The organism is Clostridia bacterium (assembly GCA_035628995.1).
In the GTDB taxonomy this organism is placed as follows: domain Bacteria; phylum Bacillota; class Clostridia; order Lutisporales; family Lutisporaceae; genus BRH-c25.
This window is the reverse complement of the sequence record DASPIR010000023.1, coordinates 345,901-360,081: the sequence shown is the minus strand read 5'-3', so window position 1 is coordinate 360,081 and position 14,181 is coordinate 345,901. Positions and strand designations below refer to the sequence as shown.

Here is a 14,181-nt window from a genome sequence, read left to right as displayed (position 1 = left end):
TAAAGCTTTTATGTGAAAATTAAAAGTAAATCCATTTAATATATGAAATAATTATATGCAAATCGAGGATTAAATGAGATAAATAGGGCAAACGAGCAGCAATTGCTGATAGATTCACGTAGCAGTCTAATAGTGATGAGCCTTGGTAATGGTGATTGTTTTAACGATTTTTAATATATGCAGGGCGATGATATAATAGTGTAGTTAATATTTAACAGTATATATTGCTATTAACTTAATGAGGTGATCAACATAATTGCATTCAGTGTCTTTAAAAAAAGGCTTAAAATCACTCCGACACAGCTAGTTGTTACAAGCTTTGCTACTCTTATATTTTTTGGAGCGTTTCTTCTAAACCTGCCAATAGCATCAAGAGATAATCTGCCCGTTGGTTTTGTAAATGCATTATTTACAGCAACCTCTTCGGTATGTGTTACAGGTCTGATAGTAGTAGATACCGGAACCCATTGGACTGTTTTCGGGCAAGTTATAATAGTATCTCTTATTCAAATTGGTGGGCTTGGAATAATGACGATGTCAACCATGTTTGCGCTTTTGCTTGGAAGGAAAATCACACTAAGAGAAAGGTTATTAATACAGGAATCCCTCAATCAGTTTGATTTGGAAGGTCTTGTAAGATTAACAAAGAACATTATTATTGCCACCTTTACAATAGAATTGATAGGTGCAATATTATTTTCCTTTGTTTTCGTACCTGATTATGGTCTTAAGAAGGGGATCGCATTCGGAGTGTTCCATGCAATAACCAGTTTTTGCAACGCAGGCTTTGATTTAATAGGAGAATTCAGAAGCTTCACACCTTATGTAAACAACTTTATAATTAATATAAACACTATGTTGCTTATTATTATTGGTGGCCTTGGCTTCTCGGTGTGGATTGATATTTATCAAATATTTAGAGACAGGAGTTTTAAGAATATCGCTCTTCACAGCAAGGTAGTTCTGGTTACTACGATATTTCTGATATTGTTTGGAGCAGTATTTATATTTGCGGTGGAATTCAATAATCCTGGTACTTTAAAGAATCTGCCTTTTTCAGGTAAGGTGCTTGCATCATTTTTTCATTCAGTATCTCCGAGAACCGCAGGCTACAATACATTGGATATGACAGCTCTTACAACGCCTACTAAATTTATGACCATAATATTGATGTTCATAGGAGGATCACCGGGTTCCACAGCCGGCGGTATCAAGACAGCCACTGCAGCAATTCTTATACTTACGGTAATTGCGGTAGTAAAAGGCAGAGAGGAACCGGAGATATTTGAAAGGCGTATATCTAACTATCTGGTTTATAGAGCCATGGCGGTGGCAGCAATAAGTCTTGGCCTTGTGGTTTTTGTTACTATGGTACTTTCGCTTACTGAAAATGCGGATTTTTTGACTCTATTTTTTGAAACAACCTCCGCCTTCGGTACAGTAGGATTAACGTTGAATTATTCGCCACACTTGAGCATGATAGGAAAACTAATCATTAGTATTACAATGTTTGCTGGCAGGGTAGGCCCATTGTCTCTGGTTCTTGCTTTTGCTCATAGGGCAAGCGGGAACAAAGGTAATCTTAAGTATCCTGAGGATAGGATAATAGTGGGATAGGTGAAAGGGGATTATTATGAAACAATTTGTAATAATTGGCATAGGACGATTTGGGAAGGCTGTGGCCGAGAGGTTGTATGGGTTAGGGCAAGATGTGCTTGCAATAGACACAGATGAGGAAGCAATCCAAAAAATATCCGACAAGGTGACTCATGCAGTAACAGCCGATGCGGCGGATGAGAGTGTATTGCGATCATTAGGAGTAAGAAATTTTGATGTAGGAGTTGTGTCCATAAGCTCTGACATTCAATCCAGTATAATAATCACTTTGATGCTAAAAGAGCTTGGGGTGCGATACGTTGTAGCAAAAGCAAAGGATGAACTGCATGCTAAAGTGCTTTTGAGAATTGGGGCAGACAGAGTAGTATTTCCTGAAAGGGATATGGGTGAACGCGTAGCGCACAACCTTATTGCAACGAACATACTTGAGTATATAGAACTGTCACCAGAACACAGCATTATTGAATTTGCCGTGCTGCATAGCTGGGTGGGGAAAGATCTTAGGGATCTTAATTTAAGAGCAAAATATGGAGTTACAGTAGTGGCTATAAGGAATATGAATGATGACAAAATAAATGTATCTCCTAAGGCAGACAATGAAATCAAGGAAGGAGATATACTTATTGTCATAGGCGACAACGATGATTTGCAAAAGCTGGAGAGGAAAACAGAATTGGGGTAAAGCATGAAAGAAATAATACAAAGCAATACGAATAAGACAATAAAGTATATAAAAGCACTGCAGTTAAAAAAGTACAGAGATGAGTATGGAAAGTTCATAATTGAGGGTGAAAAGCTTCTAAAAGAAGCTTTGGATTATAAGGCATCCATTTCAATGGTGCTTTTCAGTGAAAGCTTTGCTGAAAGTGAAAGGTATGGAGAACTTGAGGCTGCTCTTAAGAGCAGCAATATTCCGTTGTATTACTCAGATGAGAGGGTATTCAAGGAAGTCGGGGAAACTGAGACGCCGCAAGGTGTAATTGCTATCGTTGATAAAATGGAATTCAACCTTGATAGTATTCTAAAAAAAGATGAACTTTGCATAGTGCTGCTGGATGAAGTCAGGGATCCGGGGAATGCAGGCACGATAATCAGGACAGCGGATGCCTGCGGAATAGATGCTGTACTGCTGTCAAATGGGAGTGTTGATTTATATAATGGAAAAACTATAAGAGCAACTATGGGTTCTTTGTTTCACATACCGGTTATTCAGAACCTGGACACGACAGAAGCAATACTGAAACTGAAAGACAGCAGCGTAATGACAATAGGCGCAGATCCTCACAGCAGTGAAAGCTGTATAGACCTGCCCCGCTATAAAAGATCAGCGATTATTATAGGAAATGAATCACAGGGAATAGGACGCGAGATTATAGAGCTTCTAGATAAAAATATAAAGATACCAATGCCGGGAAGGGCAGAATCACTTAATGCAGGAATAGCTGCATCAATTTTAATGTATGAGTTTTCAATTAGGAAGAGATATGCAAAATAAGTTGCATGTCTCTTTTTTTATCAATATATATACAATACTATTTTAGTATATATATGTAATCTGGAGTTTATAATTTTAAAACTATTTATGAAAAAGAAGGAAAAATTTAGTATTTATAGAAATATTTAAGAGAAAGTAATATATATATGGAGTGGTATGATGATTTATAAAACTAATACCTGCGCTTTATACGGAATTCAAGGACACGTTATTGAAGTAGAAACTGATTTGTCCAACGGACTTCCGGGTTTTGACATTGTAGGACTGCCGGATACTGCGGTCAAAGAGTCCAGAGAAAGAGTAAGAGCAGCAATAAAGAATTCTGATTTTCAATTTCCTCAGAAAAGAATAACTATAAACCTTGCTCCGGCAGATATTAGAAAAGAAGGCTCCATATTCGATCTGGCAATAGCCGCTGGAATACTAAGAGCTTCTATGTTCATAGAGAATGAGAACTTGGAAAGCTATGCCTTTCTGGGAGAGCTATCATTGGACGGTACTGTAAAGGGTATAAAGGGAGTGCTGCCTATGTGCCTGTCACTAAAACAAAATGGGTATAAAAGACTTGTACTGGCAAGGGATAATGCAGATGAAGCAGCACTGGTTAATGACATGGAGATATATCCTGTGGAAAATATAATAGATATGGTGGAATTCTTGAACGGGAAAAGAAACATGACGCCTCATAAGGTTGATTTGGAAGCCTTGCTTGAGGGGGTTGTGGAGGAGGAATATGATTTTGCAGATGTCAGGGGACAGGATATAGCAAAAAGAGCTTTGGAAATTGCAGCGGCAGGTGCTCATAACTTAATTATGCTTGGACCCCCAGGCTCTGGAAAGACAATGCTTGCAAGAAGGCTTCCTTCGATACTGCCGGAAATGTCCTTTGAGGAGAGCCTGGAAGTAACCAAGATTTATAGTATTGCGGGCTTGCTTAAGGATAAGCTGTGCCTTGTAACAAAAAGACCCTTCAGGGCGCCGCATCATACAATGTCTGCTGCAGCACTAATTGGTGGCGGAAGAGTTCCTCATCCCGGTGAAGTCTCTCTGTCCCACTACGGTGTATTGTTTTTGGACGAGATGCCTGAATTTCCCAAGAATGTGCTGGAGGTTCTCAGGCAGCCATTGGAAGATGAATGCGTTACTATATCAAGGGTAAATGGCACCATAACCTATCCCGCAAAATTCATTCTTGTAAGCTCAATAAACCCATGCCCCTGCGGCTTTTATGGAGATGAATCCAATAGGTGTACCTGCAGCCCGATTCAAATAAAGAATTACTTGGGCAAAATTTCAGGACCGCTTATGGATAGGATTGATTTACATATTGAAGTGCCTTCTGTAAATTTTAATGACATATCAGGAAATACTCATAGTGAAAGCTCGGCCAGCATCAAAAAGAGAATAAACAAAGCTAGGAAGCTGCAGCTTGAAAGATATAAAAATGAAGGCATTTATTCCAACTCTCAGCTGAAGCCCAAGCAGATGGCTGTATACTGCGCCATTGGAAAAAAGGAGAAGGAACTTCTAAAGAATGCCTTTGACAGGTTCAATTTAAGCGCCAGAGCGTACAATAGGATTTTAAAGGTTGCAAGGACTATAGCTGACCTGGAGGGCAGCGAGCATATAAAGCTGGACCATATTGCTGAGGCAATACAACATAGAAGTTTGGACAGAAAGTATACACTTTAAATGATAATGGAGTGAGAAAGAAATGGGCAATGAAGAGCGGGACATTTTTTCAATAATTGGCAAGCTGCCATGCTACAGCAAACTACTTTTCAAGCTGTATAAGAGTCGCGATATCCGCAGGAAACACAAGGTGCTGCTTTCAATGGGAATAGCTTACAGTTTATCTCCTATTGAGCTGATACCAGGGATAATTCCTGTGGCAGGGCAATTGGACAATATAATCGTAATGCTGCGATGTCTTAAAAAAGTGCTTAATGCAACTGATGTTGAAATCAGGAACAAGTATTTAGATGAAGCAGGAGTAACAATGGAGGATATTAGCGAGGATATATTACTTACAAAAGAAACCTTGAAATCAATAGGGAGAGGTACGGTTAAAGTGGTTTCAAACTCAGTAAAATTCATAGGCTACTCGGCTCTATTGGGGATAAGAAAGTTAAGAAGAAAAAAACCATATTAAAGCAAATTAAAAACCGGTAGTGAAAAGCTACCGGTTATAAATAGGAGGGGGAAGAATTAATTTCCTTTGTCATCCTTGCTGATATTATTATATCAAATCAATGTTACAAAGTTGTTATCATAGTGTAACAATTCAATGAAGAATGTAACAAAATTGTATCCAAGACTTGCTTATTCAGGCATATTAAAGCATTATTGAAAAGGGGATTGTATGAAAGAGAAAAAATATTGGGTATGGCTTTCCTCTGTTCCTGGAGTTGGGAGTAAGAGCAGTATGAATCTTATCAGGTATTTCGGCTCTGCGGAAAACGTATATCAATGCTCGTATTCTGAGCTTATGGCTTCGGGGCTTATAAGAGAACAGACGGTTAAGAGTATTTCAGAGCATAGGAATATTGAAGACATTGATGAATATTTAAAAATTGTGAAAGAAAATGGTATAAAAGTTTATACTATACATGATGATGAATATCCTGAGAACCTTAAAAACATTTATGATCCACCGCCTGTATTGTATGTTAAGGGCGAGCTTATAAAAGAGGATGGACTTGCAGTTGGGATTGTCGGCTCAAGAAAAGCAAGTGACTATGGGTTGAAGGCCGCTCAAAGAATTGCTTCGAGGCTTGCAGAATTGGGTATTACAATAGTAAGCGGCATGGCACTTGGAATTGATTCAGCTGCCCACAAAGGTGCACTTATGTCAAAAGGTAGGACAATCGCAGTATTTGGTTGTGGACTTAAGTATGTTTACCCTATGTCCAATTACAATTTAAGCAATGAGATACTAAAAAGTGGTGCCCTGATATCCGAGTATCTCTTTGACACAGAACCTTTTCCCGCTCAATTTCCAGCTAGGAATAGAATAATAAGCGGGATGTCACTTGGGGTCATAGTTGTGGAGGCAGGTGAAAAGAGCGGCTCATTGATAACTGCAGATTTTGCACTTGAACAAGGCAGGGAGGTATTTGCCGTACCTGGCAACATAAGCTCACCGACCAGCAGAGGCACAAATACCTTGATAAAAAACGGAGCAAAGCTTGTTAGCAGAATTGAAGATATTATTGAAGAGTTAAATCTTAAAATCATATACAAGGAAGAAAGTAATATTAATAATAATGTAAATCTAGACATAAGTATTGAAGAAGATTGTATACTTGCATTTCTGAGAGAAAAGGGCGGAAGCAAGGAGGAAATACTTGCCGCAACAGGCCTTCAGCCAGGGAAAGCGATGGGCGCCTTAACAAAACTGGAAGTAAAAGGGCTTGTACAGCAAATTGGTGGGATTTACCTTTTAATTTGATTTTTTTTTATATTCTGTTATAATGAAATTTGAATTTTTAAAATGAGGTGAATTATTTGAAAACATCTTTGGTAATTGTTGAATCACCTGCGAAAGTAAAAACTATAAAGAAGTTTTTGAGCTCAAGCTATAAAGTGGAGGCATCCATGGGGCATATAAGAGATTTGCCTAAAAGCCAGTTGGGTATTGATGTAGATCAGGATTTTCAGCCTAAGTACATTACTATTAGGGGAAAGGGAGAAATAACAGAAAAGCTCCGTAAAGAAGCAAAAAAATGTGATAGAATTTTCCTTGCAACTGACCCTGATAGAGAAGGTGAGGCTATATCCTGGCATCTTGCCAATATACTGAATCTGGATATGAAGAATGTCTCAAGGATAGAGTTTAATGAGATAACCAAGACGGCAGTTACCAATGCTATTAAAAATCCCAGAAAGCTGAATTTTAATGTTATAGATGCTCAGCAAGCCAGAAGAGTGCTAGACAGGCTTGTGGGATATAAGATAAGTCCTCTGCTGTGGAAAAAGGTCAAGAAGGGGTTAAGTGCAGGAAGGGTTCAATCTGTTGCAGTAAGGCTTATTTGCGACAGGGAGAATGAAATCAGAGCGTTTGTGCCAAAGGAATACTGGTCACTTATTGCAAAGCTTAACGATCCAGACTCAAAAAAGAATTTCGATGCCAAGTTCTATGGCTCTGAGAATGAAAAAATGGAGATTTCCAGCGAGAGTGATATGAACGCTGTACTAGGCAAGCTGAAGGGTGCAAATTACACAGTCAAGAAAGTCAAAAAAGGGGAGAAAAAGAGAAATGCTCCCAGTCCGTTTATCACTAGTAGTTTGCAGCAGGAGGCATACAGGAAGCTGGGATATACTACAAAGAAGACTATGATGATTGCGCAGCAGCTTTATGAAGGTGTTGATATAAAAGGTGAAGGAACATTAGGTCTTGTAACGTATATAAGGACAGACTCAACAAGAATATCTGATGAAGCGAAAAAGGATGCTGCTCAATATATTACTGATAAATATGGAAAGAACTATCTTGATGGAGAAACAAAACCTAATAAGCCTGGTAAGAAAGTTCAGGATGCCCATGAAGCAATCAGACCTTCTTCTGTATTCAGAGAGCCTGAACATGTCAAGGATTCTCTTGATAAGGACCAATACAAGCTGTATAAGCTCATATGGGAAAGATTTGTAGCAAGCCAGATGCAGGCTGCTGTGTTTGATACTGTTACGGCAGATATTGAAGCTAAGGGCTATATTTTCAGGGCTAATGGAAGCATAATGAAGTTTAAGGGCTTTATGAGCATTTATAAAGAAGGCAGCGATGACAAGGATGAAGAAGAAGAAATAACTCTTCCTAATCTTGTGGAAGGGCAGTCGGTAAAGCTTAAGAAGCTGGACCACAAGCAGCACTTTACTGAGCCGCCCTTGAGATATTCAGAGGCTACGCTGGTAAAAGCTCTTGAGGAGAAAGGAATAGGAAGGCCTAGTACATATGCCCCTATTATATCAACTGTATTGGCAAGGGGGTATGTTGTAAGGGAGAAAAAGTTCCTTATGCCAACTGATTTGGGTGAGAAGGTAACTGGTATTCTCACAGAGTTTTTTTCTGAGATTATGAATGTAGAATTCACTGCCAATATGGAGAACAAGCTGGATGAAATCGAAGAGGGAGATAAGGAATGGAAGCAGGTAATAAGGGAATTCTATCAGCCCTTTGCGATAACTCTAAGCAGTGCAGAAGAGAAAGTCGGTAAAATTGAGATACAGGATGAAGTCAGCGATGTAATATGTGAACTTTGCGGAAGGAACATGGTATATAAGCAGGGCAGGTTCGGCAAGTTCCTTGCGTGCCCGGGGTTCCCGCAGTGCAGAAATACTAAAGCAATAGTAGAGAGTACCGGTATAGGCTGTCCTCAGTGTTCAGGCGAGCTTATTACTAGAAAAACCAAAAAGGGCAGAAAGTTTTATGGCTGCAATAAATATCCAGAGTGCAACTTTGTCAGCTGGGATGAGCCAATAGCAGAAAGATGTCCTGAATGCGGCAGTCTGATGGTAAAGAAGTATAACAAAAAAGGTATGGAGCATAAGTGTACTAATGCAGTCTGTGGTTTTAAAAGAGCAGAAGACAAGAAGGGTGATTAATATTGAAGGATCAGGTAATAGTCATAGGTGGAGGACTTGCAGGCAGTGAAGCAGCATGGCAGCTTGCAAGCAGGGGTATAAGGGTTAAACTTTATGAAATGAGGCCGGTGAACAATACGCCGGCACATCATACTGATAAGTTCGGAGAGTTGGTCTGCAGCAATTCCCTTCGTTCCAACCAATTGGAAAACGCAGTGGGACTATTGAAAGAAGAGATGAGAAGGCTGGGCTCGCTTATAATGGAATGCGCCGATAATAAGGCATTGCCGGCAGGCGGGGCATTAGCTGTTGATAGAGAAGGTTTTTCCCAGGAAATAACTGATAGAATAACACAGCATCCCAACATAGAAATAGTAAGGGAAGAAATCACTGAAATCCCTCAGGATCAATATGTTATAGCAGCAACAGGTCCTCTTACCTCGGATAAGCTTTCGGCAAGCATTAGAAAGCTTATGGATAGTGAGTACTTTTATTTTTATGATGCAGCAGCTCCGATTGTAGCATATGAGTCCATCGACCAGAGCAAAGTCTTTAAGGCATCAAGATATGACAAGGGCGACAGTGATTACATCAACTGCCCTATGACAGAAGATGAATACCAAAAATTCTATAACGAGTTGATAAATGCTGAAGTTGTACCGATAAAGAGCTTCGAGAAGGAAATTATCTTCGAGGGCTGCATGCCGGTAGAGACAATGGCAAAAAGAGGACCCCAGACGCTGTTATTCGGGCCACTGAAGCCGGTAGGACTCATAGACCCGAGGACGGAGAAGCTTCCTCATGCTGTAATACAGCTTAGGCAGGACAACAAAGAAGGTACATTATATAACATTGTGGGCTTTCAGACACATCTTAAATGGGGTGAGCAGAAAAGAGTGTTCAGCATGATACCAGGGCTGGAGAACGCAGAGTTTGTAAGATATGGAGTAATGCACAGGAATACTTTTATAAATTCACCAAAGATAATGAGACCGACACTGCAGTACAGTGGCAACAACAAGCTGTTTTTTGCAGGGCAGATGACAGGGGTAGAAGGTTATGTAGAATCTGCGTCCTCAGGTTTGATTGCCGGAATAAATATGGCGAGAATATTCAGGAATATGGAGCCGTTGATATTTCCTGAAACCACAGCTCATGGAGCATTGTGCCACTATATTACCGATCAGACGATAAAGAATTTTCAGCCTATGAATGTGAACTTTGGCATATTTCCACAGCCAGAACACAGAATAAAGAATAAGAAGGAAAAGAGCAGCTATTATGCTGAAAGGGCGCTTAAGGATTTAGAAAAGTTTACCGATTCAGGGCTGTAAAGGTTGAAATATAAAAACTCTTATGCTATATTAAATTTGAAGAGTTTTTTGATTTTTATGAATATTGTAACGTTTATGAAAATTAATTACTCATCAAAAATTAGAAAATAATCATTATTGAGCAATATATAGAATTTGGTTGCGAGTTGCGAGTTACGAGTTGCGAGTATGTTGGAATGGCTTCGAAGAACTAACCCGATTCGCGTAACGCGAAACCCGAAACGCGAAACGCGAAACAGGATTTATCTGGAGGATTAATATGTTTCATGGTACAACAATAGCAGCAGTCAAAAGAGATGGCAAAGGCGCCATAGCCGGTGACGGACAGGTGACCATGAGTCAGAGTACAATAATTAAATCAACTGCCAAAAAGGTCAGGCGTTTGTTTGGGGGCAAGGTAATTGTAGGTTTTGCAGGCTCGGTTTCCGACGCTTTTACCTTGGCAGAGAGGCTGGAGGAAAAGCTGGAGCAGCACAGCGGCAATCTCAAAAGAGCAGCTGTAGAGCTTGCAAAGGAATGGAGAAGCGATAAAGTACTGAGGAATCTGGAGGCTATGCTTATAGCACTGGACAGCGATACACTTCTTGTTATATCAGGAAGCGGAGAGGTAATAGAACCAGATGATGGTGTAATTGCAATTGGTTCAGGAGGCAATTATGCATTGGCTGCAGCAAAGGCATTGACTCAGAACACTGATCTTTCACCAAGTGAGGTTGTGAGAAAATCCTTGGAAATAGCTGCTTCCATCTGCGTTTTCACTAATAACAACATAATGGTTGAAGAATTATAGGAGGATGCTATGAACGAGTTGACCCCAAAGCAGATAGTTGCAGAGCTGGATAAATACATTATAGGGCAGGAAAAGGCTAAAAAGTCTGTAGCAGTGGCTTTAAGGGACAGATACAGGAGAAATCTTCTGGATGATGAGATGAGAGAAGAGGTAACTCCCAAGAATATATTAATGATAGGCCCTACAGGGGTCGGGAAAACAGAAATAGCTAGAAGGATGGCCAAGCTGGTCAATGCACCCTTTGTTAAGGTTGAAGCGACCAAGTTCACAGAAGTTGGCTATGTCGGAAGAGATGTAGAGTCCATAATAAGGGACTTGATAGAATTCTCTGTAAGAATGGTTAAAGCAGAGAAGGTGTCACAAGTAAACGAAAAGGCCTCTGAACTAGCTGCCGAAAAAGTAGCAGAAATACTTGTCCCTTCTGCCCATAAGAGCAATATGTCAAAAAACCCCTTCGAAATGATATTTAATTACGGCGGAGGCAAGGAAAACGAAGAAGATGATGCTGCAAAACAAAGGGAAAATGATTTGGCAACCAACCGTTATTACATAAAGCAAAAGGTAAAGAGCGGAGAACTGGACAGCCAGAACGTTGAAATAGAGGTGGAAGATTCGTCAGGACACAATATTGAAATGTTGTCCGGACTTGGTATAGATCAAATGAATATTAACCTCCAGGATATGTTTGGAGGGCTGCTTCCCAAAAAGACAAAGCATAGAAGAGTGACAGTGAAGGAAGCATTGAAGCTGTTGACACAGCAAGAAGCACATAAGCTTATTGACATGGATAGCGTTATAGATGAAGCCATAAAGAAGGCTGAAGAACGAGGAATCATATTTATAGATGAAATTGACAAGATTGCCGGAAAAGGTTTTGGAAGTGGTCCAGATGTGTCAAGGGAAGGCGTACAGAGAGATATACTTCCGATAGTTGAAGGCAGCACTGTTGTTACGAAATATGGTCCAGTTAAGACTGATTATATTCTGTTTATTGCAGCCGGTGCTTTCCATGTATCCAAGGTATCTGACCTGATACCGGAGCTTCAGGGAAGGTTTCCAGTGAGAGTCGAGCTTTCCAGCCTAAGCAAGGATAACTTCAAGGAGATATTGACCAAGCCCAAGAATGCACTTATAAAGCAGTACACGGCTCTCTTGCAGACAGAAGGAATAAGCGTTACCTTTGAGGAGGAATCCATTGAAGAGCTTGCTGAGATAGCAGCCTTCATGAATGAGCAGTATGAGAATATTGGAGCTAGAAGACTTTACACAGTAATGGAAAGACTTTTTGAGGATATATCCTTTGAAGCTCCGGAAATGAAGAACTACGAATTGAAAATTTCAAAAGACTATGTGCGACAAGCGTTGATGTATGACATTAAAAACAAGGATGTCAGCAAGTATATAATATAATAAGGAGGAAGCATATGAACTCAACACTTTTAGAAAAGATGAGGAAAGTTAATAAGGTACTTCAGACATCGGACACTCAATCTGTATCCTTTCGTGATTTATGCAAAATACTGAGTGAGGTACTGAATGCAAATGTTTATATATTAAGCAGAAAAGGAAGAGTACTTGGTTATGCATTAGGCACTTCAGAGGAGTGTGACTTTTTAAAGAATGATCTCCTGGCGGACAAGAGATTCCCCGAGGATTATAATAAGACTCTGCTTAGTTATGCTGAAACAAAGGAAAATCTTATAAATAAAGAAAATGTATGCGTAATAGATAATAGAGAGAAATGCACTATGGGTACTAATTACTCAACAATCGTTCCGGTAAATGGCAGCGGTGAAAGATTAGGGACTATCATATTGGGCAAATACAACGAGGAATTCAACGTAGAAGATCTGGTGCTTGCAGAGTATGGAGCTACAGTAGTGGGCTTGGAGATTTTAAGATCCAAACATGACGAAATAGAGGATGAGGCGAGAAAGAAAGCTGTTGTACAAATGGCCATTGGGACGTTGTCTTATTCGGAGCTGGAGGCTGTAGATCATATATTCAGAGAACTTGAAGGAAATGAAGGTTTGCTTATAGCAAGCAAAATTGCCGATAAAGTGGGTATTACCAGATCGGTAATAGTAAATGCATTAAGAAAGTTTGAAAGTGCTGGGGTCATAGAATCAAGATCCCTTGGTATGAAGGGAACTCATATAAGAATTCTGAATGACAAGCTCCTGGAAGAACTGAAAAAAGTTAGATAAGTAATAATAAGGGTTAGTCAGCTGAAAAGTTGAACTAATCCTTTTTTATGTACGATATATTAATTATCAGTATGATAATGATAATACCTGCGAAAATTGTCTAAAAGTTTTTGACACAATCCTACATTAATTCGGGTATGGACAAAGGAAATGAGAGATTTGTGTCGAATAATAACCTGGTGTAAGTTTTTTATGGTAATTTTTACATCTCTATATTAAATTTATTTTGATTGTAAATGGAGGTTCTAACTATGATTGATAGGATAAGCGATAAGACCATGATGCTTGAGAAGGCTCTGGATGCTGCTTGGATGAGGAATGAGACAATATCGAATAATATTGCAAATGTTAATACTCCAGGCTACAAAAAATCCTATGTGAAGTTTGAGGAGCTCCTAACCGACGCTGTAGACAAGTTTCAAATATCAGGAATAAAAAAGGATGGAAAATTTCTGCCCATCGGTAAGGATACAAAGTCAACGGTATCGCCTGAAATAGTACAGGAGGATTCCACCTCGATGCGCAGAGACGGAAACAATGTTAATATTGATGTTGAAATGGCTGAGCTTGCAAAAAACTCGATTAAATACAACGCACTAATAGCTCAGATGTCAAAGGAATTCAGCATAATCAAATTAGCAATTAACGGCGGGAGGTAAAAATTATGGCATTTTTGAACTCGATTAATATAAGTGCTTCAGGTCTTACAGCAGAAAAGCTTAGGATGGATGTAATATCCAGGAATATAGCAAATGTAAATACAACAAGGACTGCAGAGGGGACACCCTATAGAAGACAAGTGGTGGTTTTTCAAGCAGGGGAAAATCAGCTGCTCTTCAGCGAATATCTGAGCGATGCCAGTAAGAACCTTATTGGTTCCGGTGTCAAGGTTACAGGTATTACAGAGGACAAGACTCCTTTCAAATCAGTATACGATCCCGGTCATCCTGATGCTGATGAAAAAGGCTATGTTAAAATGCCTAATGTTGATGTGATGACAGAAATGGTAAATATGATATCTGCCAGCAGAGCATACGAAGCCAACGTCACTGCAATCAATTCTGCAAAGAGTATGGCACTCAAGGCCCTTGAAATAGGAAGAGGATAATAACTTGTCTTACTTGCTTCTAGCCATTTTCTGAATTGGAGGATAGAATA

General features: G+C 39.6%; 13 protein-coding genes. All 13 read left to right on the top strand.

Features of this window, described 5'->3' with window-relative positions:
- The first annotated feature begins 246 nt into the window (after nt 1–246).
- On the top strand, nt 247–1,617 hold the full coding sequence (locus VEB00_08605; GenBank protein HYF83073.1) for a TrkH family potassium uptake protein: 1,371 nt from the start codon (nt 247–249) through the stop codon (nt 1,615–1,617).
- Nucleotides 1,618–1,633: 16 nt separating this feature from the next.
- Nucleotides 1,634–2,299: a TrkA family potassium uptake protein gene (locus VEB00_08600; GenBank protein ID HYF83072.1), complete on the top strand. Its 666-nt coding sequence runs from the start codon at nt 1,634–1,636 to the stop codon at nt 2,297–2,299.
- Between the two features lie 3 nt (nt 2,300–2,302).
- Nucleotides 2,303–3,112: an RNA methyltransferase gene (locus tag VEB00_08595; GenBank protein ID HYF83071.1), complete on the top strand. Its 810-nt coding sequence runs from the start codon at nt 2,303–2,305 to the stop codon at nt 3,110–3,112.
- A gap of 159 nt (nt 3,113–3,271) precedes the next feature.
- The gene (locus tag VEB00_08590; protein ID HYF83070.1) at nt 3,272–4,804 is read left to right on the top strand and encodes a YifB family Mg chelatase-like AAA ATPase; all 1,533 of its coding nucleotides are present in this window, start codon (nt 3,272–3,274) and stop codon (nt 4,802–4,804) included.
- 22 nt (nt 4,805–4,826) lie between these two features.
- A complete protein-coding gene (locus tag VEB00_08585; protein HYF83069.1) occupies nt 4,827–5,264 on the top strand; it encodes a YkvA family protein in 438 nt (145 codons plus the stop codon).
- A gap of 210 nt (nt 5,265–5,474) precedes the next feature.
- A complete protein-coding gene (gene dprA, locus VEB00_08580; protein ID HYF83068.1) occupies nt 5,475–6,563 on the top strand; it encodes a DNA-processing protein DprA in 1,089 nt (362 codons plus the stop codon).
- 56 nt (nt 6,564–6,619) lie between these two features.
- Entirely contained in the window at nt 6,620–8,713 is a 2,094-nt protein-coding gene (topA, locus tag VEB00_08575; protein ID HYF83067.1) for a type I DNA topoisomerase, read from the top strand.
- On the top strand, nt 8,713–10,026 hold the full coding sequence (gene trmFO / locus VEB00_08570; GenBank protein HYF83066.1) for a methylenetetrahydrofolate--tRNA-(uracil(54)-C(5))-methyltransferase (FADH(2)-oxidizing) TrmFO: 1,314 nt from the start codon (nt 8,713–8,715) through the stop codon (nt 10,024–10,026). Before topA ends, trmFO begins: the two co-directional genes overlap by 1 nt.
- A gap of 259 nt (nt 10,027–10,285) precedes the next feature.
- Complete coding sequence (hslV, locus tag VEB00_08565; GenBank protein HYF83065.1) at nt 10,286–10,816, top strand: ATP-dependent protease subunit HslV; 531 nt, start codon at nt 10,286–10,288, stop codon at nt 10,814–10,816.
- 9 nt (nt 10,817–10,825) lie between these two features.
- Nucleotides 10,826–12,226, top strand: a complete 1,401-nt coding sequence (gene hslU, locus VEB00_08560; protein ID HYF83064.1) for an ATP-dependent protease ATPase subunit HslU — start codon at nt 10,826–10,828, stop codon at nt 12,224–12,226.
- A 14-nt stretch (nt 12,227–12,240) separates the two neighbouring features.
- Nucleotides 12,241–13,023 carry a GTP-sensing pleiotropic transcriptional regulator CodY gene (gene codY, locus VEB00_08555; GenBank protein HYF83063.1) on the top strand — a complete coding sequence of 261 codons (783 nt, stop codon included), beginning with the start codon at nt 12,241–12,243 and terminating at the stop codon, nt 13,021–13,023.
- A gap of 251 nt (nt 13,024–13,274) precedes the next feature.
- Complete coding sequence (gene flgB / locus VEB00_08550) at nt 13,275–13,682, top strand: flagellar basal body rod protein FlgB (protein ID HYF83062.1); 408 nt, start codon at nt 13,275–13,277, stop codon at nt 13,680–13,682.
- Nucleotides 13,683–13,687: 5 nt separating this feature from the next.
- Nucleotides 13,688–14,131: a flagellar basal body rod protein FlgC gene (gene flgC / locus VEB00_08545; protein ID HYF83061.1), complete on the top strand. Its 444-nt coding sequence runs from the start codon at nt 13,688–13,690 to the stop codon at nt 14,129–14,131.
- Nucleotides 14,132–14,181 lie beyond the last annotated feature (50 nt).